At 64.3% G+C, this 19,523-nt stretch carries 20 protein-coding genes and 1 pseudogene; 6 read left to right on the top strand and 15 right to left on the bottom strand.

Going from position 1 to position 19,523, the window contains the following annotated elements:
- Positions 1-28: 28 nt before the first annotated feature.
- The 3 genes from LB518_RS14760 to rpe all read right to left on the bottom strand — a co-directional run bounded on the left by LB518_RS14760 (position 29) and on the right by rpe (position 2,652).
- On the bottom strand, positions 29-502 hold the full coding sequence (locus LB518_RS14760) for a glutathione peroxidase (protein ID WP_224578284.1): 474 nt from the start codon (positions 500-502) through the stop codon (positions 29-31).
- A 79-nt stretch (positions 503-581) separates the two neighbouring features.
- Complete coding sequence (gene purB / locus LB518_RS14755) at positions 582-1,898, bottom strand: adenylosuccinate lyase (RefSeq protein ID WP_224578283.1); 1,317 nt, start codon at positions 1,896-1,898, stop codon at positions 582-584.
- Between the two features lie 85 nt (positions 1,899-1,983).
- Entirely contained in the window at positions 1,984-2,652 is a 669-nt protein-coding gene (rpe, locus tag LB518_RS14750) for a ribulose-phosphate 3-epimerase (RefSeq protein WP_224578282.1), read from the bottom strand.
- A gap of 165 nt (positions 2,653-2,817) precedes the next feature.
- On the opposite strand from rpe, the gene LB518_RS14745 reads away from it, so the two are divergent.
- On the top strand, positions 2,818-4,071 hold the full coding sequence (locus tag LB518_RS14745) for an NAD(P)/FAD-dependent oxidoreductase (protein WP_224578281.1): 1,254 nt from the start codon (positions 2,818-2,820) through the stop codon (positions 4,069-4,071).
- 3 nt (positions 4,072-4,074) lie between these two features.
- On the opposite strand, the gene LB518_RS14740 is transcribed toward LB518_RS14745, so the two are convergent.
- From LB518_RS14740 to LB518_RS14695, 10 genes and pseudogenes are all read right to left on the bottom strand, one after another.
- Positions 4,075-5,175: a branched-chain amino acid ABC transporter substrate-binding protein gene (locus LB518_RS14740; protein WP_224578280.1), complete on the bottom strand. Its 1,101-nt coding sequence runs from the start codon at positions 5,173-5,175 to the stop codon at positions 4,075-4,077.
- A gap of 101 nt (positions 5,176-5,276) precedes the next feature.
- On the bottom strand, positions 5,277-6,392 hold the full coding sequence (locus tag LB518_RS14735) for a branched-chain amino acid ABC transporter substrate-binding protein (RefSeq protein ID WP_224578279.1): 1,116 nt from the start codon (positions 6,390-6,392) through the stop codon (positions 5,277-5,279).
- A gap of 169 nt (positions 6,393-6,561) precedes the next feature.
- Complete coding sequence (locus LB518_RS14730; RefSeq protein WP_224578278.1) at positions 6,562-6,906, bottom strand: DUF6867 family protein; 345 nt, start codon at positions 6,904-6,906, stop codon at positions 6,562-6,564.
- A gap of 85 nt (positions 6,907-6,991) precedes the next feature.
- Positions 6,992-7,729 (bottom strand): ABC transporter ATP-binding protein, encoded by a 738-nt coding sequence (locus LB518_RS14725; RefSeq protein ID WP_224578277.1) that lies wholly within the window; start codon positions 7,727-7,729, stop codon positions 6,992-6,994.
- A gap of 20 nt (positions 7,730-7,749) precedes the next feature.
- A pseudogene (locus LB518_RS14720) lies at positions 7,750-8,622 on the bottom strand (ABC transporter ATP-binding protein); the annotation flags it as partial.
- Positions 8,622-10,013, bottom strand: coding sequence for a high-affinity branched-chain amino acid ABC transporter permease LivM (gene livM, locus LB518_RS14715; RefSeq protein WP_224578275.1), 1,392 nt, complete (start codon positions 10,011-10,013; stop codon positions 8,622-8,624). The gene livM and the pseudogene LB518_RS14720, both read right to left, overlap by 1 nt.
- 2 nt (positions 10,014-10,015) lie before the next feature.
- The gene (locus LB518_RS14710; protein WP_224578274.1) at positions 10,016-10,933 is read right to left on the bottom strand and encodes a branched-chain amino acid ABC transporter permease; all 918 of its coding nucleotides are present in this window, start codon (positions 10,931-10,933) and stop codon (positions 10,016-10,018) included.
- Between the two features lie 391 nt (positions 10,934-11,324).
- On the bottom strand, positions 11,325-12,578 hold the full coding sequence (locus LB518_RS14705) for an MFS transporter (RefSeq protein WP_224578273.1): 1,254 nt from the start codon (positions 12,576-12,578) through the stop codon (positions 11,325-11,327).
- Positions 12,579-12,724: 146 nt separating this feature from the next.
- Complete coding sequence (locus LB518_RS14700) at positions 12,725-13,588, bottom strand: uracil-DNA glycosylase (protein WP_224578272.1); 864 nt, start codon at positions 13,586-13,588, stop codon at positions 12,725-12,727.
- A gap of 55 nt (positions 13,589-13,643) precedes the next feature.
- Positions 13,644-14,648 carry a L,D-transpeptidase gene (locus LB518_RS14695; RefSeq protein ID WP_224578271.1) on the bottom strand — a complete coding sequence of 335 codons (1,005 nt, stop codon included), beginning with the start codon at positions 14,646-14,648 and terminating at the stop codon, positions 13,644-13,646.
- 164 nt (positions 14,649-14,812) lie between these two features.
- On the opposite strand from LB518_RS14695, the gene LB518_RS14690 reads away from it, so the two are divergent.
- Complete coding sequence (locus LB518_RS14690; RefSeq protein WP_224578270.1) at positions 14,813-15,499, top strand: hypothetical protein; 687 nt, start codon at positions 14,813-14,815, stop codon at positions 15,497-15,499.
- Positions 15,500-15,527: 28 nt separating this feature from the next.
- On the opposite strand, the gene pcaD is transcribed toward LB518_RS14690, so the two are convergent.
- On the bottom strand, positions 15,528-16,313 hold the full coding sequence (pcaD, locus tag LB518_RS14685; RefSeq protein ID WP_224578269.1) for a 3-oxoadipate enol-lactonase: 786 nt from the start codon (positions 16,311-16,313) through the stop codon (positions 15,528-15,530).
- 207 nt (positions 16,314-16,520) lie between these two features.
- Between pcaD and LB518_RS14680 the strand changes: the two genes are divergently transcribed.
- The 4 genes from LB518_RS14680 (at position 16,521) to LB518_RS14665 (ending at position 18,624) form a co-directional block, all read left to right on the top strand.
- Complete coding sequence (locus LB518_RS14680; protein ID WP_224578268.1) at positions 16,521-16,862, top strand: XdhC family protein; 342 nt, start codon at positions 16,521-16,523, stop codon at positions 16,860-16,862.
- Positions 16,862-17,554, top strand: coding sequence for an XdhC family protein (locus tag LB518_RS14675; protein ID WP_224578267.1), 693 nt, complete (start codon positions 16,862-16,864; stop codon positions 17,552-17,554). The genes LB518_RS14680 and LB518_RS14675 overlap by 1 nt, the downstream gene beginning before the upstream one ends.
- Positions 17,551-18,159, top strand: a complete 609-nt coding sequence (locus LB518_RS14670) for a nucleotidyltransferase family protein (protein WP_224578266.1) — start codon at positions 17,551-17,553, stop codon at positions 18,157-18,159. The genes LB518_RS14675 and LB518_RS14670 overlap by 4 nt, the downstream gene beginning before the upstream one ends.
- A gap of 198 nt (positions 18,160-18,357) precedes the next feature.
- Positions 18,358-18,624 carry an usg protein gene (locus LB518_RS14665; RefSeq protein WP_224578265.1) on the top strand — a complete coding sequence of 89 codons (267 nt, stop codon included), beginning with the start codon at positions 18,358-18,360 and terminating at the stop codon, positions 18,622-18,624.
- Between the two features lie 102 nt (positions 18,625-18,726).
- On the opposite strand, the gene LB518_RS14660 is transcribed toward LB518_RS14665, so the two are convergent.
- Positions 18,727-19,470, bottom strand: coding sequence for a proteasome-type protease (locus LB518_RS14660; RefSeq protein WP_224578264.1), 744 nt, complete (start codon positions 19,468-19,470; stop codon positions 18,727-18,729).
- Positions 19,471-19,523: the final 53 nt, after the last annotated feature.

Raw genomic sequence — 19,523 nt, 5'->3', positions numbered from 1 at the left:
GCGACCCGGCCTCGCATGTTCCGACATACTAGGCGTCGGCGAGCGCAGCCTTGATCGCGCCGACGACTTCCGGGTCTTCGGGCACGGTCTTCGGGCTGAAGCGGGCCGCGACGGCGCCATCGCGTCCGATCAGGAACTTCTCGAAATTCCAGCTGATATCCTCGTCGCCGGCCAGCCAATCGTAGAGCGGGTGACGGTCATCGCCCTTCACGGAGATCTTGGCGAACATCGGGAAATCGACGCCATAGGTCGCGCGGCAGAATTCTGCGATCTCTTTGTTCGAGCCCGGCTCCTGCCCGGCGAAATCATTGGCCGGGAAGCCGATCACGACGAGGCCGCTGTCCTTGTATTTCGCGTAGAGCGCTTCGAGGCCGTCATATTGCGGCGTCAGCCCGCATTTCGAGGCGACGTTGACGATGAGAAGCACCTTGCCGGCATAGTCGGCGAGCGTCGTCTCGCTGCCGTCGATGCGCTTCAGGGGGATGTCGAAGGGGGAGGCCATGCGGAGATCCGGATCACGAGGGAGGGGTGCGACCCCTCCTCAATAAGGCAAGTCCGCCGCTCGCGTCATCCGCTCCGTGTCATGCGGAGGCGGTTTCGCCGAAGACGCGGCGGAAGATCGTGTCGACATGCCGCGTGTGATAGCCGAGGTCGAACTTCTCCTCGAGTTCCTCGTCGGACAGCACGGCGGTCACGTCCTTGTCGGCCTTGAGCTCGGTGAGGAAGTCAGCGCCCTGTTCCCAGACTTTCATCGCATTGCGCTGGACCAGACTATAGGCGTCCTCACGCGAAACGCCCTTCTGGGTCAATGCCAGCAATACGCGCTGCGAATGGACCAGGCCGCCGAGCCGGTCGAGATTCTTCTGCATATTGGCGGGATAGATCAGCAGCTTCTCGATCACTCCGGCGAGCCGGTTCAGCGCGAAATCAAGCGTCACCGTCGCGTCCGGTCCGATCATTCGCTCAACCGAGGAATGCGAGATATCGCGCTCGTGCCAGAGAGCGACATTTTCCATCGCCGGGACGACCATGCCGCGCACGAGGCGCGCGAGCCCGGTGAGGTTCTCCGTCAGGACGGGATTGCGCTTGTGCGGCATCGCCGAGGAGCCCTTCTGGCCCGGCGAGAAATACTCCTCGGCTTCCAGAACCTCGGTGCGCTGCAGGTGTCGGATTTCGGTCGCCAGCCGCTCGATCGACGACGCGACGACGCCGAGCGTCGCGAAATACATCGCGTGACGGTCACGCGGGATGACCTGCGTCGAGACGGGCTCGACGGCAAGGCCGAGGGCAGCCGCGACATGTTCCTCGACGCGCGGATCGATGTTGGCGAAGGAGCCGACCGCGCCCGAAATCGCACAGGTGGCGACTTCGGTGCGCGCGGCGACGAGACGGGCGCGGCCGCGCTCGAACTCTGCATAGGCCTGCGCCAGCTTGACCCCGAAGGTGGTCGGCTCGGCATGGATGCCATGGCTGCGACCGATGGTGACGGTGTCCTTGTGCTCGAAAGCGCGCTGCTTCAGCGCCGCCAGCAGGCGGTCGACATCGGCGATCAGCAGATCGGCGGCGCGGACGAGCTGAATGTTGAGGCAGGTGTCGAGCACGTCCGAGGAGGTCATGCCCTGATGCACGAAGCGAGCGTCCTCACCGACGATCTCAGCCAGATGCGTCAGGAACGCGATGACGTCATGCTTGGTCGTGCGCTCGATCTCGTCGATGCGGTCGACATCGAAGGTTGCCGCGCTGCCCTTGGCCCAGACCGTTTCGGCGGCCGACTTCGGCACAGTCCCGATTTCAGCCAGTGCGTCGAGCGCATGAGCCTCGATCTCGAACCAGATGCGGAAGCGCGTCTCCGGCGACCAGATCGTCGTCATCTCGGGGCGGGAATAGCGCGGGATCATGCAGTGGCTTCCTTGGCGAATGGCGAGGGCAGCGGGTCGGCGTTGATCTAGCGAATTTCGCCGCTCGGCGTAACCCCCGGCGCGCTCAGGCGCCGCGCCTTACACCGCGGATCGCCGCGATATTGCTGGCATAGGCCGCGGGGTCTCCCTTGAAGACGGCGGACCCGGCGACCAGGACATCGGCGCCCGCCTTGATCAGTGCCGGCGCAGTATCAGGCGAGACGCCGCCATCCACCTCGATGCGCACGGGCCGCGCGCCGATCATCCGGCGCACCCGCGCAACCTTTTCGACGGAGGCGGGGATGAAGCTCTGGCCGCCGAAGCCCGGATTGACCGTCATCACCAGCACGAGGTCGACGAGATCGAGAACGTATTCGAGCGCGCTCTCGGGCGTCGCGGGATTGATAGCGACGCCGGCCTTTTTGCCGAGCCCACGAACGTGTTGAAGCGAGCGATGGAGATGCGGCCCGGCTTCGGCGTGGATGGTCATCACGTCGGCGCCGGCCGCCGCGAAGGCGTCGAGATACGGGTCGGCTGGCGCGATCATGAGATGCACATCGAAGATCTTGGTCGTGGCGTGGCGTACTGCCTTCACGACATCCGGTCCGAATGTGATATTGGGCACGAAATGCCCGTCCATGATGTCGAGATGGATCCAGTCCGCTCCCGCCGCGTCGATTGCGCGGATTTCCTCGCCGAGCTTTGAGAAATCGGATGACAGGACGGACGGGGCAATGAGGGGCAGATGGGCCATGGCGGACTCTCCGGACAGAAACCTCGGACGCAGGAAACCGAGGCCTTTACAACGGCCGTAACACGAGGGTGAGACAGCGGCAATTGCCGCGGGCGAGCACTGCGGGCAAACTCCCCTATCTGACGCCGCGTCGCGGCGATTCATCGGTAAGGTCGACAAGCATTCATGGACAAGTTCGATGCGATCGTGCTCGGCGCCGGCATCGTCGGCGTGTCCGCCGCCATTCATCTCCTGCGCCGCAATCGGAGTGTCCTGCTGCTCGACAAGGGTTTGCCCGGCGAGGCCACTTCCTATGGCAATGCCGGCGTCATCGAGCGCGAAGGTTTCTATCCGATCGTCTTTCCGCGTGGCCTTGCCGAGCTCTACCGCATCGCCCGCAACGAGGAAGCGCGGCTCAACTATAACCGCCGCTTCCTGCCCCGGCTCGCGCCCTGGCTCTTGAAGCTGCGCACGGCCACGGGACCGCGCGGCATTGATGCCTATGCGGAGGCGATGAACCCGATCCTCTCGCATGCCGCGGCCGAGCATGGTTCGCTCGCCGGCAAGAGCCGCGCCGTCGAATTCTTCCGGGGCACCGGCTGGCTGAAGGGCTATCGCAGCATTGCGAGCTTCGAGGCCGGGACCAAGGCGCATCTCGCGCTGGCCGATCATTTCGGCGTCCGCTACCAGGTGCTTGGCAGCCATGAGATCGTCGATCTCGAGCCAGACCTCTCGCCTGTGTTCGCGCGCGGCGTCCTCTGGCCCGAATCGGTGTCCGTGTCCAGTCCGGGCGGCGTCACCAAGGCGCATGCGCGGCTGTTCGATCTGATGGGCGGCGTGCTGGCCCAGGGCGATGCGCGCTCACTGCGCCGCGAGAACGATCTCTGGGTCGTCGACCGAACGACCGGCCCCGCGACGGCACCCGACGTCGTCGTGGCGCTCGGACCCTGGTCGATGGACCTTCTGGCGCCGATGGGCTACCGGCTGCCGTTTGCCGTCAAGCGCGGCTATCACCAGCATTTCAAGCCGCGGGGCGATGCCGCGCTCGATCGGCCCATCGTCGATGTCGATCATGGTTATGTGCTGACGCCGATGCGTCAGGGCTACCGCATCACGACGGGCATTGAATTCGATGAGCGCGACGCTCCGCCGACGCCTGTCCAGATCGAGCGGATCATGCCGCAGGCGCGGGCGCTGTTCCCGATCGGCGAGGCGATCGAGCGGGAGCCCTGGATGGGTGCGCGGCCGTGCTTCCCGGATTCGATGCCGATCGTCGGGCCGGCGCCGAAGCATCCGGGTCTATGGCTCAATTTCGGCCATGGTCACCTCGGCTTCACGCTCGGTCCCGCGACCGGCCGCCTGCTCGCCGAACAGATCACGCGCGAGATGCCGTTCGTCGACCCGGCGCCGTTCAGCGCGCTGCGCTTTGGCGGTCGCTAGCGCTCAAGAGCCTGGCAGCGGCTCGAAGGACTCCGCGCCCCAGCGGTAGATCTCGAAGCCGGGCAGCGTCGCGTCGCCTTTGGCGTCGAACCCGACCGGGCCGAGCACCGTATCTACAGTGTGGCTACCTAGCCACGCGGCGAGGGCGCTCCCCTTGGCAGAGCCGGTCGCCTTGCGAGCGGCGGCGAAAAGCTGCACTGCGGCATAGGCCGGCAGCACGAAGCCGCGCGGCTCGATATCGTCAGCCCGGAACGCCGCGGCGATTGCTTCGGCCGGCTTGTGGCTGCGCCAGTCGGTGAAAAAGGTCATCAGCGTGCCGTCCGCGGCGGGTCCGGCAGCGTTGCCGAATTCGCTCGTCGCCAGCGCATCTCCGCCCATCAGCACGATGTCGGAGCCGCGCGACTTCAGCGCAGCGGCAATCAATGCCACGTCGCCGTCATAGCCGGCGACATAGAGCACGCCGATGCCGTCATCGATCATGACATCGACGAGGCCGGCATAGTCCTTGGCACCGGGCTCAAAACTGTCGCTTCGCGCTTCCTTGACCCCGGCGGCATTCAGCCCCGCCACGACGGCCTCGGCGAGCGTCTTGCCATAGGGCGAGCCGTCATTGACGACGGCGATCCGCTTCTTGCCATAGGTCTTTGCCAGGAAGGCCCCGGCAGCAGTGCCTTGCGCGTCGTCGCGGGCGGCGAGGCGGAGGATCGATGGACCGGGCCGGTGATCTGTGAAGTCATTCGCCGTGATGGCCGGGCTGATCGCGAGGATGCCCTTGTCGGCATACACGGCGGCGGCGGCATCGCCTTCCGCAGCGCAGACATGGCCGACGACGAAGACATCGCCGCGCGCGATAGCCTTGGCCGCGGCGGTTGCGGCCGTGTCTGCCCGGCAGATGTCGTCGGCGATGTCGAGGCGGAGCTTTTCGCCGTCGATGCCGCCAGCGTCATTCAAATCTGCCACGGCGCGTGAGGCCCCGGCTTTGATCTCCTGGCCAAGCGTCTGATACGGGCCAGACAATGGCGCGATGACCGCGATGCGGATATCGGCGCGGGCGAGCCCGGCACAGGCCGTAGCTAGAAGGAATGCGAGAAGAAGCCGTCTCATGCTCATGTCCATCGAGGATGGCCGATCATGCACAAGCGCGGCCGAAATGAAAACGCCGGCCCCCGATCGGGGCCGGCGCTGATGCATCGATCGTCCGTGGATTACATCGGGACGTTGGTGATCTTGCCGTCGTCGCCCTTCTTCCAGATCCACATGACGTAGTCGGCCGTCGTGCGGTCGCCCTTCGCGTCGAAGGAAAGCGGACCGATCACGGTTTCGAACGGTCCACCGGACTTCAGGGCTTCGGCGACCTTCTGCGGATCGGCGCTGCCGGCCTTGGTGATCGCGTCGACGATGACCTGGACGGACGCGTAAGAGTACAGCGTGTAGGCCTCCGGCTCGAAGCCGGCATCGCGGAATTCCTTCACGGCAGCGGTTGCCATCGGGTTATTGCGCGGATCGGGCGAGAAGGTGTTGAGCGTGCCTTCGGCGGCCGGGCCGGCGATCGAGGCAAACTCGTTCGAGACGATGCCATCGCCGGAGAAGAGGGTCGCCTTCAGGCCCTGCTCGGCCGACTGGCGGACGATCAGGCCGCCTTCGGTGTGCAGGCCGCCCCAGTAGATGATCTCGACGCCCGCGGCCTTCATCTTGGAGATGAGGGCCGAGAAGTCCTTGTCGCCGACATTGACGCCTTCATACATGACTTCCGTCACGCCAGCAGCGTTGAGCGCCTTCTTGGTCTCGTCCGCGAGGCCCTGACCGTAGGTCGTCTTGTCGTGGATGATCGCGACCGGCTTGCCCTTGAGGTTTTCGGCAATGTACTTGCCGGCAACCGCGCCCTGCTGATCGTCACGACCGCAGGTGCGGAACGTGTTCCACAGGCCGCGCTCGGTGAAGGTCGGGTTGGTCGAGGCCGGGGTGATCTGAAGGATGCCATTCTCGGCATAGACTTCGGACGCCGGGATCGACACGCTCGAATTGAAGTGGCCGACCACGAAGGTCACGCCATCGCCGACGAACTTGTTGGCGACCGAGACGCCCTGCTTGGCGTCCGAAACGTCGTCGCCGAGTTCGACGACTAGCTTCTGGCCCAGCACGCCGCCCTTCGCGTTGATGTCGGCGACGGCCTGCTCCGCACCCTTCTGGAGCTGGGCGCCGAACGCCGCATTGGCGCCAGTCAGAGGACCAGCGACGCCAATCTTGATATCGGCATGGGCGGCGCCGGAAAATGCCAGACTCGCTGCAAGCACGAGGCCGGACATGAGGGACTTCTTCATTGATGTCTCCCGTTGTTACTGGAAGTTCGCTCTGGAGCGTTTTCGGCGGATGTTGAACGCGCCTTGATCAGGCATCTTGCCGATTTTGCGGGTCCTGTCACCCGGATTCTGGATCCTTCTCCACCAGTAAGTCGTTGCTTTCACAAAAGCTTATGTCTGTTGGCAAAGGCTATTTCGCGCGCCATGAAAAGGCGCCCGATTTTTCATAGAGCCAGTGATATTGAGCAACCATCTGTTCCGCCAAAGTATAGCGATAGGCGATCGTTCCGATGGCCAGCAGAATTGCCAGGTCGATCAGCCAGTAGTGCAGCGACAAGAGCGTACCGCCGAAAAGCGCGAAATGGATGAAGCGTACCCCGAACGAGAGGATCACGAGATAGACCACCAGCGGCGGATAGGGCCGCCAGGTATGGGCACAGGCGCGTCCCGTCATCCAGGCGCCGGCCCCGCCGAGGATCAGCGTGACGAAGGTGAAGATGAAGATCGATTGTTCTTCGTAGAGAAGGCCCTGCATCGTCGTCACTCCCGAAGTCTATCCACGCCGTCGGACGGCGGGAGGGCAAGGCGGTCGGCGGCCAGGGCCGAGGGCAGAGGACCGGTCAATGCGCGCCACCCTCGAGATAGGCCGCGCGGATCTCGGGCTTTTCGAGCAGCTCGCGACCCGGCCCGGACATCGTGACGGAGCCGTTGACGAGGACATAGCCGCGATGGGCGAGCCTCAGCGCATGATAGGCGTTCTGCTCGACGAGGAAGACGGTCAACCCTTCGCTGCGGTTCAGCTCGCCGATCGCGTCGAAGATCTGCTTGACGATAAGCGGCGCCAGACCAAGCGACGGCTCGTCCAGCATCAGGAGCTTCGGCCGGGCCATTAAGGCACGCGCGATCGCCAGCATCTGCTGTTCGCCGCCCGAAAGCGTGCCACCCCGCTGGCTGATCCGCTCCTTGAGGCGCGGGAAGAGCGTGAACATGCGCTCCACGTCCTGGTCGAAATAGGCCAGATTGTCGAGCGCCGCGCCCATCTGGAGATTTTCCAGGACCGTCATGCGCGGGAAGATGCGCCGGCCCTCGGGCGACTGGGCGATGCGAAGCCGGGCGATCTCGTGCGTCGGCATCTGGGTGATGTCGCGGCCCTCAAAGAGGATCTGGCCCTCCCGCGCACGCGGGTTGCCGCAGATCGTCATCATGAGCGTCGACTTGCCGGCGCCGTTGGCGCCGATCAGCGTGACGATCTCGCCCTTGTTGACGTCGATATCGACGCCCTTCAGCGCGATGATCTTGCCATAATAGGTCTTGGCGCCGCGCACCTGGAGCAGCGGCGTGGCCGTCGTGACGGTCATGGCGTTGTTCCTTCGGTGAGTTCGTCCAACTGTTCCTCGACCTTCTCGACCTCTTCGTCGTCGACGCCGAGATAGGCGGCGATGACGCGTGGATCGTTGCGGACCTCGGACGGCGTGCCGTCGGAGATCTTCACGCCATATTCGAGCACGACGACATGATCAGAGATCTCCATCACCACGGACATGTCGTGTTCGATCAGGAGGATCGACGTCGTCCCCATCTTGCGGATGTCGAGCAGCAAGGTGTTGAGTTCGGCGGATTCGCGCGGATTAAGGCCTGCGGCGGGCTCATCGAGGCAGAGCAGTTGCGGCTCCGTGCACATCGCGCGGGCGATCTCGAGCCGGCGCTGGGCGCCATAGGGCAGATCGCCGGCCGGATCATCGGCACGTGCGGTGAGCCCCGTCTTTTCGAGCCAGAACTTCGCGGCCTCGATCGATTCCTTCTCAGCGCGCTTGTAGGAGGGCAGGCCGAGAACGCCGAGGATTGTCATCCCCGAGGCGAGCATGAGGCGGTTGTGCTGCGCGACGAGCAGGTTCTCCAGCACCGTCATGCCCGAGAACAGGCGGATGTTCTGGAACGTCCGCGCCACCCTGGCCTTGGCCGAAATGCGATAGTCCGGCATTCGCTCCAGCAGGAATGTGTCGCCCTTCGCATGCTTCAAGAGCAGCATGCCCTGCGTCGGTTTGTAGAAGCCGGTGATGCAGTTGAAGACCGTCGTCTTGCCGGCGCCGTTCGGTCCGATCAGCGCGGTGATGTCGCCGCGGCCGACCTCGAAGGAGAGATCGTTGACCGCGACGAGGCCGCCGAAGCGCATCTGGACATGCTCAACGGTGAGTACCGGGTCGGCGGTCCAGCGGCGCAGCGTCGGCTCGCTTGAGAGGGCGGACGACATCAGCCGTGACCCTCCTTGACGAACGAGCCCGAGATCGATTTTCGCTCGTTGAGGAACACGGTCGGTTCGCGGGCCGAAACGAAGCCTCGCGGCTTCCAGATCATGACCAGCACCATCGCGAGGCCGAAGATCAGCATGCGGAACTGATCGGGATCGAAGCCCTCGCCAAACACTGCCTTCAGGAAGTCGAGCTCGCGCAGCAGCTCCGTGCCGCCGATCATAGCCACCGCCGCGAGGGCGACGCCGATCATCGAGCCCATGCCGCCGAGCACGACGATGGCGACGATCACGGCGGATTCCATGAAGGTGAAGCTCTCGGGGCTAACAAAGCCCTGCCGCGCCGCGAAGAACGAACCGGCGAAGCCACCGAACATCGCGCCGAGCGCGAAGGCGGTGAGCTTGGTATTCGTCGTGTTGATGCCGAGCGAGCGGCACGCGATCTCATCCTCGCGCAGCGCCTCCCAGGCCCGGCCGACGGGCAGCTTGCGCAGCCGCAACGTCACAAAGGCGGTCAGCAGCGCCAGCAGCAGGATGAGGTAATAGAGGAAGATCTTGTAATAGGCGCTCGACATCGGCAGGTCGAACACCTTGGCGAAATTGTTGGGGGCCGAGAGCTCGAACGAATAGATGCCGAAAAAGGTGATCTTCGGGATCGAGGAAATGCCGGCCGAACCGTTGGTAAGCTCGCGGAAATTGATCAGCACCAGACGGATGATCTCGCCAAAGGCGAGCGTCACGATGGCCAGGTAATCGCCTCTGAGGCGCAGGACCGGAAAGCCGAGCATGATGCCCCAGAGCGCGGCGAGCGTTCCCGCGAGCGGCAGCAGCAGCCAGAACGACAGTCCAAAATGCGTGGCGAGCAGCGCGTAGGAATAGGCACCGACAGCGTAGAAGGCGACATAACCGAGATCGAGCAGGCCGGCGAGGCCGACGACGATGTTGAGACCCCAGCCGAGCATCACATAGATCAGGATCTGGATGCCGAAATTGTCGACCCATTTCAACGAGCCCTGGAAGCCCAGGAAATAGACCATGAGCGCCGGATAGATGAACAGGAAGACGAGGCCGGTTGGGGCGAACCAGCGCGCAAGCCTGGCCCGGAAGGCAATTTCGCCCGCTGTGGCCGCCGGCTTGTCGCGCATCTTGTTGCGCGTCATGGCCGGCCAGATCGTCGTCGTCAGCAGGAAGCGTCCGGCGATCACGATGCCGACGATGATTGCCACCAGGCCCCATCGCGTCGTGATGACGAGTTCGTTCTGCATGTTCTGCTCGGTCTTGAGACCGACCAGCGGGCCGAAGATGCCAAGGGCGACGACGCCCGCAAGAATAGCGTCGCGCGCGGCGCCGGCGATCGAACCGCCGGGGCCGGACGTCGTTTTTGCCGCTGCCATGGTCAGACCTTCTCGACTTCCGGTCGGCCGAGCAGGCCCTGCGGCATGAAGATCAGCACGATGGCGAGGATCGAGAAGGCGGCGACATCCTTGTAGTCGATCGAGAAATATCCCGACCAGAATGTCTCGATGAGGCCGATCAGGAGGCCGCCGAGCACGGCGCCGGGCAGCGAGCCGATACCGCCGAGAACCGCGGCCGTGAACGCCTTAACGCCCGGCGTGAAGCCGTCCGAGAAGTTCACGACGCCGTAATAGGTGAGGTAAAGCGTGCCGGCGACAGCCGCCAGCGCAGCGCCCATCACGAAGGTCAGGGAGATGGTGCGATCGACATTGACGCCGAGCAGCGCGGCCATCTTGCGGTCCTGCTCGCAGGCGCGCTGGGCGCGGCCAAGCGGCGTCTTCTGAACGACATACCAGAAGCCGGCCAGAAGGACGGCCGTCACCACCCAGATCATGATCTGCTTGTAGGAGATCGTGGCCGCGAAGTTGTTGCGCTCCATCAACGTGATGGTGCCGGACAGAACTGGCGGCAGCGGCTTATTGCGCGGCCCTTGCGCGACCTGGATGAAGTTCGAGAGCACGATCGACATGCCGATCGCGGAAATCAGCGGCGCGAGGCGGAAGGAGCCGCGCAAAGGCCTATAGGCGACACGTTCGATCGCCCAGTTGAGCAGGCCGGTCAGGACCATCGCGATGATCATCACCGCGATCAGGGCCATGATCACGGAGGACACGCCGAGAACGGTCGTGAACAGCAGGAAGAAGATCATGGCGATGAAGGCGGACACCATGAAGACGTCGCCATGGGCGAAATTCACCATGCCGATGATGCCGAACACCATCGTGTAGCCGATTGCGATCAGCCCGTAGATCGAGCCAAGCGTAATCCCATTGATCAATTGCTGTAGGAAGATTTCCATCTGCGAAAGTTCCCCGGTGCAGCGCGCTTTTTGCCGGAGGCTCGTACCCTGCGGTCGGCCCCTCGTTGATCCTTTGGCTTAGCAATTCGGCACGCACAAAACAACAGCACCGGCCGGCGAGCCACGATGGATGTTTCGGGGTGTGAATAAAAGGCCGGGGACTATGTTCGGTCCAAAGTGGGCTGACCGGGCGGACGGCAGGTCGTGGACATCGCGCCCGGCGAGGGGGGGCGACGACCAGGTTCAGCTGGTTCAGGGCTGTAACCAAGCGGCGCGTGCACGCATGGTCCATCGCGCCGAACGCTGCGGCGGATGGCTCGGCTGAAGATGCATTGAAACTGCTCGGCGCTTCAGAGATTGAATCCGCCACCCCCAGCAAGGGTTTGATAAATCAAACGGAAGCTTGCTTGCCTTCCGAGGCGCGTGGGTCGAGTGCGATCGTCTCGGGCGTCGCATCGCGCAGGGGCGGCATCGGCTGATAGGCGTCGCGCGGCACGTCGGCGACGGCGGGGCGGCGGCTCAGGCGGAAGAAAATATAGGCGATAAGGCTGGCATGCATCAGCCCGCAGAAGGTGAACAGGCCCTGCGGCCCGACCCATTCCATCGCAAAGGCGGCGACGATCGGGCCGATCATCGTGCCGATGCCGGACATCAGCAGCAGGCCGCTGGCGATCTTCACGAAATCATCCGGCGCTGCATAGTCGTTGGCGTGGGCGACGGCGAGGCCGTACATCGGATAGATCATGCCGCCAAATCCTGCGACCAGGGCGATGACCACCATAGCGCTGTTCGGATTGAGGAGGCTGATCGTTCCGCTCATGATGATGGCTGCGAACGAGACGCCGATCAGCACATAGCGGCGGTCGATCCTGTCTGACAGGCGGCCGAGCGGGACCTGCGTGATTGCGCCCCCGAGCACGGCGCCACTCATCACGAGGGCAATCGCGCTGGTCGGCAGGCCGATCTTCTGACCGTAGACGGCGCCAAGCGTGCCGAAGGCGCCGTTCACCATCCCAATGATGAAGCAGCCGACCGCCGAGACGGGCGAGTTCACGAACAGGCGGCGGAGGTCAAGCTTGGTGGTCTTGAGCGGGCGCGGGGTCTGCGCCGTCGAAAGGGCGGAAGGCAGGATCGCCAGCGAATAGAAGATCGCGCCGAGGACGAAGAACTCGTAGCCCTGGGTCGAGCCCGTGGTGATCAGCAGCTGACCGGCCGTCGAGGCGGCGAAATTCACCATCTGATAGACCGAGAAGATCGTGCCGCGGTTTTCACGCGTCGCCCGCTCGTTGAGCCAGCTTTCGACGATCATCGCCGCGCCGGCGAAGCAGAAACCGGAAAAGGCCCTGAGCGTGATCCAGGCGATCGGTGAGACATAGAGAAGGTTCAGCAGGATGACGACGCTGGCAATCGAGGCCATCACGCCATAGGCGCGCACATGGCCGACGCGTCGGACGATGCGCGGCACGACGAGGCAGCCCGCGACGAAGCCGATGGCCCAGCCCGTGCCGATCAGGCCGAGTTCGGTCGTCGTGAATCCCTCGATCGAGCCGCGGATGGGAAGGAGCAATCCATGCAGCCCGCCTGCGACAAGGAGAAGGGCCGATCCCATGAGGAGCGCGGCGACGGGAACAAGCTGCGATGCCATGATGATCGACGATGCCGAGGAGCCGCGACGCGGAAATTGCTTCGGCCACCTTGTTGACCCGTGCCATGTCGAAATCATGGCGCGTCATCGTGAATATCTCGTCACCAGAACGCTCAACGCTCGGATATCCCAAGCTTTCCGCGTTTTTATGTGTCGAGGGCTGCCTTCAGCGCCAGAAGATCGCGCCATACGAGCCGCTTCTGCAGCGGCTGGCGCAACAGATAGGCTGGATGAAGCGTCGCCATGGCGCGGATTGTCCGCATGCCCGTGTCGAAACCCAGCCATTGCCCGCGCAGGCGCAGTATTCCCTCGCGGGTATCGAGCAGTTCCTTGGCCGCCGCGCCGCCGAGGCAGATCAGGAAATCCGGGTCGACCAGCGCGATCTGACGCCTGACGAAGGGCCGGCAGATTGCCGTCTCCTCGGGCGTCGGCGTGCGGTTGCCCGGCGGCCGCCAGGGCACGACATTGGCGATGTAGACCTGATCGCGATCAAGGCCTATGGCGGCGAGCATGCGGTCGAGCAGCTGGCCCGACCTGCCGACAAAGGGTACGCCCTGCAGGTCTTCCTCGCGGCCGGGTGCCTCGCCGACCAACATGACGCGGGCGGCCGGGTTGCCGTCGGCGAACACCAGCGAACGGGCGGTAAGGCGGAGGGAGCAGCCTTCGAAACGGCCGAGCGTCTCGCGCAGTTCGTCCAGCGTCTGCGCCGACGCCGCAGCGATCCGTGCCGCCTCGATGTCGGTATCCGGCGTTTCTGGCGCGCGTGGCGGGGCAGGGGCGAAGGCCGTCGCGGCGGCCGACGAACGGGCGGAGAATGCCGCCGCGTCAGCCGTGGATGATTCGAAGGCCGGGAGCGGTACGGGAGCAGAGGTCGGCTCGGGCGGTGGCGCGGCGAAACGATCGATCGCAACCTCGTCGATTGCCGTATCGACGCCGTTTGCCTGATACCATTCGATCAGCGCGGCAAGCGCGTCGGCGGTCAGCGTGCCGGGGTCTGTCTCAATCCTCATCCGCCAACATTACCGGCAGAGCCGGTCAATGACAAAGCGACCTTCCGGCGTTTGGTCAGCTGATTGCTGAATTCATCACGACGAGATCCTTGCCCGTCGCGTCCGGATGAAGCGGCAGGTCGGTGGTGACGAGCACGTCGCCGGGCTTCATCAGCGACTGGATGGTTGCGGTCACCATCGGATCGGCATGAATGCGGAACAACGTCCCCTGCGCATCGGCCGCCGCGGCGCTGTCGCGATCGAAGCCGATCGCGTGCCAGCGCAGGTCACCAGTGGGCGAATCCGAGCGATTGAGCACGAAGGTGTAGGAGCCGAGCGGCTTGTCCGGAAAATCGAAATGCGCCGGACCGTCAGCCGCAGTAACACCATTGACGAGCACGAGGATGCGCTTGTCCGCGCTGGAGACGATGATCGACACGGCTTGCTCGGGAGCCGCTGCTGATGCGCCATGCGGCTCGGCAACGGCGGCAGCGGTCCGGGCCTCCTCGGCGACGATATCGGCCAGCACGAGGCCATCGCGGCCGACGTCGACCGGCTCGTCATGCGTACCGGCGATGATCACCGGCGTTCCCAGCGTCGTGACGCTGTAGAGAAGCGACGAGAAAGCCAGCGGCAGGTGCACGCAGCCATGCGAGGAGGGATAGCCGGGCAGGCCGCCCGCGTGCAGCGCCACGCCAGACCAGGTCAGCCGCTCTGTGTTGGGCATCGAAGCCTCGTTGTAGAGGCTCGAATGGTGCGTGCGATCCTTCTGCAGGATGGTGAAGACGCCGGTCGGCGTGTCGTGACCAGCCTTGCCTGTCGAACAGGTCGAAACGCCGATGCGGATGCCGTTGCGATAGACGAACACCATCTGATTCGGGATCGAGACGACGATCGCGACCGGACCGTTCGGCGACCGGTCGGGATGCCAGGTGAAGTCGCCGGGCTTCATGTCGGCGACATCTTCCACCTCGGCCGCGCTCGCCGCAGCAGGGATGAGAGCCATCGCAGCGGCGCCGAAGCCAAATGCGCGCCGGGTCAGTCCGCTCCGTGAGGATCGCTTGTCCGATCGCACCGCCATGATCGAATCACCTCCGCTGCAAGATGGCCGAGAATTAGGGCGCTGGGGCGCAGCGGGTCAATTCTCACACAGCGCAAAACGGGACGATCATGCGGGTCCCTTATATTTTTGCCGGCTCATCGCGGTTGCCGGCTGGTCTCGGGCGGGGCGGCGCTCTATTGTTCATGGTCATGAGGATTGAACAGCCGCAAGGCCGCCGAGGCAGCCTCAAATGGATTCAGCGCGCTGTCGCCGAGCAATGGCCGACGCTTGGTGCGCCCATCCTCGCGGCAACGGGCGGAAATGATCTCCGCTGGCATTCACCACTTGCTGCCGATGCCTATGCGGAATATCGCGACGAGGCCTGCCTCGGCCTGCTGGGCCAACTTCATCTTGCCGATGCGCTGCAGAATTTCTGGCCGGCGCGCGGGCCGCAATGGGACGCGCTCGGGAAAACCGACACCGGCGCCGTAGTGCTCGTCGAGGCGAAAGCGCAGATCGCTGAATTGTTTTCGCCGGCTACAGCCGTGGGCGAGGCGACGCGTGTGCGGGTCGACGCCGTTTTCGACGAGCTTGCAACGCGGCTCAAGGCTTCCCCGCAGCGGGCGCCATGGACGGGGCACTTCTATCAGTTCGCCAACCGTATCGCCTATCTCGACTTCCTGCGCCGGCACGGCGTCGATGCCTGGCTGGTATTGGTCAATTTCACTGGCGATAAGGATACGCAGGGGCCGAGTTCGGAAGAAGCTTGGCAGGCGGCCTATCAGGTCGTCTGGCATGTGATGGGCCTGCCAAAGCGGCATGCCCTCTCGCCGTATCTCCTTCACGTGCATCCCGATGTCGGGATGCACGAGGCGCCGCCTCCGGCTTGAAAATGCCGCTGCGGTTTCCGCGGTCTGGCTACTTCAGGAGAAACTCCAGCACCAGATCGTCGAAGGCCGCGCTTTGCTCGACATTGACGAGATGGGCAGCCTTGCCGATCACTTCGAGGCGCGCGCCCTCGATCGAGGATACCCACTCCCGCGTCTTGGCGATCGGTGTCGCCGCGTCCGAATCGCCGCAGATGGCGAGCGTCGGAACGGGGATGAGTTCGAGGTCGTCGCGAAGGTCCATCTCCGCCAGCGCTTCGCAGCAAGCGGCATAGCCCTCATCCGAGGCCGTCAGGATCATCGCTCTGATGCGCGCGCAAACTTCCGGATGGCGCGTGCGGAAGGCCTCCGTGAACCAGCGCCCGACGACAGCGTCGACCAGAGCCTCCACGCCTTCATTCCGGGCCGTCTGGGCCCGGCCCTCCCAGACTTCGCGCGGCGCAAGATGTGGCGAGGACGAGATGATCACGAGCTTCTCGACATGCTCGGCTGCGTTGATTCCGAGCCATGCCGCCGTCATGCCCCCCTTCGACAGTCCGACGACATGCGCCACATCGATGCCGAGCGACTCCAGAACGCCGCGTGCATCGCGCCCCAGCCGGTCGATCGTGTAGGAGGTCTCGGGCGGCTCCGACTGGCCGTGACCGCGGTCGTCGAAGCGGACGATGCGGAAATGCTCGCGAAATCGCGGCATCTGTCCGTCCCACATCGTGTGGTCGGCGCCCAGCGCGTTCAGGAACAGCAGCGGTGGTTTACCGTTATCCGGATCGGCCTCGACATAGAGTTCAATCCCATCGTCCATCGCAATGCGTGGCATTACCCTGTCCTTGCCGCTGCCCCGATTCCGCCATGGCGTTTCGCCGGTCGGAATCATCTCATCATGGTCGGGGTCGGCGTCAACCTATATAACCGAGACGGCGGTTCGAACATGCCCCGACCAGCCTCGACTGGCCCCCCATATGGCGCTGCGGCTACCTCAATCGATGACGATCGATACCTCCTTGTTGGAGAAGCGGAGCATTTCATGTCCAGAACCCAATCCGACACGCCCGCCGACCGCGACGTGATCGCCATTGCCGAGCAATGGTTGCAGAAAGGGCGGCGCATTGCGATCGCGACCGTGATCGAGACCTGGGGGTCGGCGCCGCGGCCGGTCGGCAGCCAGCTGGTCGTCGATGCCGACGGCGCCTTCGAAGGCTCGGTCTCCGGCGGCTGCGTCGAGGGCGCGGTCGTGGCAGAGGCGGCGGATGTGATCGCGAACGGGCGGCCGCGGCTCCTCGAATTCGGCGTCGCCGATGAGACGGCGTGGCAGGTCGGACTTTCCTGTGGAGGCCGTATCGCCATCTATGTCGAGACCGTCGTCTGATGCGTGCGCCCGTACTTGCTGCCCTCGCCGAGGCCGGCCGCGAACGCCGCGCCGTCATTCTCGTCACGGATCTTGAGGGCGGCGACGGCCGCGTGGTCTTCGAGACGGATGCGATCGAGGGCGATCCGCTGGGCGAGGAAATCACTGCGCGTTTCCGATCCGGCCGTTCGGGCCTCATCGAGACGGCGACGGGCCGCGTAATGCTGACCGTTCGGCTTCCGTCTCCGCGCCTTGTCGTCATCGGCGCGGTGCATATCGCCCAAGCGCTGGCGCCGATGGCCGAAATTGCCGGCCTCGACGTCACGATCATCGATCCGCGCACCGCTTTCGCGTCCGTGGGTCGCTTTCCCGGGGCGCGACTCTTTCCCGCCTGGCCGGAGGAGGTGCTGGCGAAAGCGCCGCTCGATGTCTTCACGGCTCTCGCGGCTGTGACCCACGATCCCAAGATCGATGACCAGCCGCTGGCAGATGCGCTGCGAGCGGGCTGCTTCTATGTCGGCGCGCTCGGCAGCCGAAAGACGCATGCAAAGCGCCTCGATCGGCTCGCGCAGCTTGGCATCGAGCATTTTGATTCTGCACGCATCCGTGCGCCGATCGGGCTCGATATCGGCGCGCAATCGCCGGCCGAGATAGCGGTCTCGATCCTTGCCGAAGTGGTCGAGGCGCTGCGGCGGCGCGGAGCGAGCGCGTGAGCGGCGTCGCAGCCGTCATCCTCGCGGCCGGCGAGGGGCGCCGCATGGGCGGCCCGAACAAGCTGCTCGCCGAGATCGACGGCACCAGCATGATCCGACGTGTCACCGGAACCGCGCTGGCGAGCCGTGCGCGGCCGGTCATCGTCGTCACCGGCCATCGACGCGAGGCTATAACGGCAGCGCTTGCTGGACTGGATAGCGCCGAGGTTCACAATCCGAATTTTGCTCGGGGGATGGCGACATCGCTCCGGGCCGGCATCGCCTCCCTCGGCGCGGACATCGATGCTGCGCTGATCCTTCTTGGCGATATGCCTTTCATGGATGCCGAGACCATTGACCGGATCATCGATGTTTTCGAGACGTCAGGCCGCACCGCAATCATCGCGCCGGTTCACGAGGGCCGCCGCGGCAATCCCGTGCTGTGGCCGCGTCGGTTCTTCACCGCGCTGATGGCGATCGAGGGCGACAAAGGCGCCCGCGATCTCATTGTGACGCACGCAACGGAGGTCATCGAGGTTGCGGCTGGCGAGGGCGTGAGCCGAGACCTAGACACGCCGGAGGCCGTCAAGGCGGCAGGCGGGCGGTTGCTGCCTGACGCGCTCTAGTTTGGCTGTCCGTCTGGGCGACGCGCGCTGCAGTAAAGATGGGTTCGCCGGCCGGTTGGCAGCACTCAGCCGCCTATGCTGCTAAAATATTGATTCAGCAGAACAATCGTCGAATGTGCAGTTGAAATCAAGGCCCCCCTGCGACACGATTTCAGTGTCCCTCCCAGGACGTCGTGAAATCGCAATGTCGAGGTGTCCATGCCTTCATCGTTGTTGCGTCAGCTTCAGGGCTACGGTCTGACCACGGCCCGAATTCTCTACCGCCTGCCTGATCATCCCGCGTTGCTACAAACCTATGTCTGGCAGGATTATGATCTCGCCCCGGAGTTTCCCGAGCTCAACCGTTTCCTCGACTTCTGGAAGCGGGAGATCGAGGGGCCGCTGCATTCGGTCAAGGTCGCGCATCATGGCGTCATCAGTGCCGCCGAGATGCGGATCGCTTCGTCGGAATACGCGCTCAACTAGACTGCCGGCGCCGCAGGTTCCTCCCGTTGCACGGCACCGGATGGATCGGGTTGCTGGCTCCAGGCCGGCAACCCGATTTCTTGAGGGGTCGGCGCGCTTCGATCAGTCGCGACCATAGGGCGGGGCAGGGATCGCCTGATGCGCGGCACGCAGCGCCGCTGACCAGCGCTCACGCAGATCGAGGAAATATTCGTCGTTGCGATCGATCCGGTGCAGGACGTCGACTTCGATCGCGTCGCGGCGGATCGTGGCGACATCGACCGGCATGCCAACGCCGAGATTGGAGCGGATGGTCGAATCCATCGAGACGAGACCGAGCTTCAACGCCTCCTGGAGGCTCGTCTCGCTCGTGACCGCGCGATCGAGGATCGGTTTGCCATATTTGTGCTCGCCGATCTGCAGATAGGGCGTGTCGCTCGTCGCCTCGATGAAATTGCCGGCCGAATAGATCATGAATAGCCTGAGACGACCGCCCTTCACCTGACCGCCGAGCAGCATGGTGACGTCGAAGCTCGCCGCCTGTTGCTCCATCGACTTGCCGTGGATGCGATAGACCTCGCGAATGGCGCGGCCGATGAACTGCGCCACCTTGAACATGCTCGGGATCGAATAGATGGTTTCGATCTCGCCGGTCTCGGGGTTCTTGATGCCCTCGCTGAGCAGGTTGAGCACCGACTGGCTGACGGCGAGATTGCCGGCCGTGGCGATCGCGACGACGCGGTCACCTTCCTTCTGGAAGAGGTGCAGTTTGCGGAAGGTCGCGATGTTGTCGAGCCCGGCATTCGTCCGGGTGTCGGCGATCATGACGAGACCCTCGCGCACGAGAATTCCAACGCAATAGGTCATGGCCGCATATCGTCTCCGTCCGGGGCGCCGGATTGTCGACACTCACGGCACGA

It is taken from the genome of Mesorhizobium sp. BR1-1-16, assembly GCF_020165495.1.
GTDB lineage: Bacteria > Pseudomonadota > Alphaproteobacteria > Rhizobiales > Kaistiaceae > Kaistia.
This window is presented reverse-complemented; position numbering and strand designations above follow the sequence as displayed.

What these genes read in the sequence shown, in the direction of transcription:
- LB518_RS14760 (WP_224578284.1), bottom strand. Translation starts at nt 502, where the DNA reads ATGGCCTCCCCCTTCGACATCCCCCTGAAGCGCATCGACGGCAGCGAG.
- purB (WP_224578283.1), bottom strand. Translation starts at nt 1,898, where the DNA reads ATGATCCCGCGCTATTCCCGCCCCGAGATGACGACGATCTGGTCGCCG.
- rpe (WP_224578282.1), bottom strand. Translation starts at nt 2,652, where the DNA reads ATGGCCCATCTGCCCCTCATTGCCCCGTCCGTCCTGTCATCCGATTTC.
- LB518_RS14745 (WP_224578281.1), top strand. Translation starts at nt 2,818, where the DNA reads ATGGACAAGTTCGATGCGATCGTGCTCGGCGCCGGCATCGTCGGCGTG.
- LB518_RS14740 (WP_224578280.1), bottom strand. Translation starts at nt 5,175, where the DNA reads ATGAGACGGCTTCTTCTCGCATTCCTTCTAGCTACGGCCTGTGCCGGG.
- LB518_RS14735 (WP_224578279.1), bottom strand. Translation starts at nt 6,392, where the DNA reads ATGAAGAAGTCCCTCATGTCCGGCCTCGTGCTTGCAGCGAGTCTGGCA.
- LB518_RS14730 (WP_224578278.1), bottom strand. Translation starts at nt 6,906, where the DNA reads ATGCAGGGCCTTCTCTACGAAGAACAATCGATCTTCATCTTCACCTTC.
- LB518_RS14725 (WP_224578277.1), bottom strand. Translation starts at nt 7,729, where the DNA reads ATGACCGTCACGACGGCCACGCCGCTGCTCCAGGTGCGCGGCGCCAAG.
- livM (WP_224578275.1), bottom strand. Translation starts at nt 10,013, where the DNA reads ATGGCAGCGGCAAAAACGACGTCCGGCCCCGGCGGTTCGATCGCCGGC.
- LB518_RS14710 (WP_224578274.1), bottom strand. Translation starts at nt 10,933, where the DNA reads ATGGAAATCTTCCTACAGCAATTGATCAATGGGATTACGCTTGGCTCG.
- LB518_RS14705 (WP_224578273.1), bottom strand. Translation starts at nt 12,578, where the DNA reads ATGGCATCGCAGCTTGTTCCCGTCGCCGCGCTCCTCATGGGATCGGCC.
- LB518_RS14700 (WP_224578272.1), bottom strand. Translation starts at nt 13,588, where the DNA reads ATGAGGATTGAGACAGACCCCGGCACGCTGACCGCCGACGCGCTTGCC.
- LB518_RS14695 (WP_224578271.1), bottom strand. Translation starts at nt 14,648, where the DNA reads ATGGCGGTGCGATCGGACAAGCGATCCTCACGGAGCGGACTGACCCGG.
- LB518_RS14690 (WP_224578270.1), top strand. Translation starts at nt 14,813, where the DNA reads ATGGTCATGAGGATTGAACAGCCGCAAGGCCGCCGAGGCAGCCTCAAA.
- pcaD (WP_224578269.1), bottom strand. Translation starts at nt 16,313, where the DNA reads ATGCCACGCATTGCGATGGACGATGGGATTGAACTCTATGTCGAGGCC.
- LB518_RS14680 (WP_224578268.1), top strand. Translation starts at nt 16,521, where the DNA reads ATGTCCAGAACCCAATCCGACACGCCCGCCGACCGCGACGTGATCGCC.
- LB518_RS14675 (WP_224578267.1), top strand. Translation starts at nt 16,862, where the DNA reads ATGCGTGCGCCCGTACTTGCTGCCCTCGCCGAGGCCGGCCGCGAACGC.
- LB518_RS14665 (WP_224578265.1), top strand. Translation starts at nt 18,358, where the DNA reads ATGCCTTCATCGTTGTTGCGTCAGCTTCAGGGCTACGGTCTGACCACG.
- LB518_RS14660 (WP_224578264.1), bottom strand. Translation starts at nt 19,470, where the DNA reads ATGACCTATTGCGTTGGAATTCTCGTGCGCGAGGGTCTCGTCATGATC.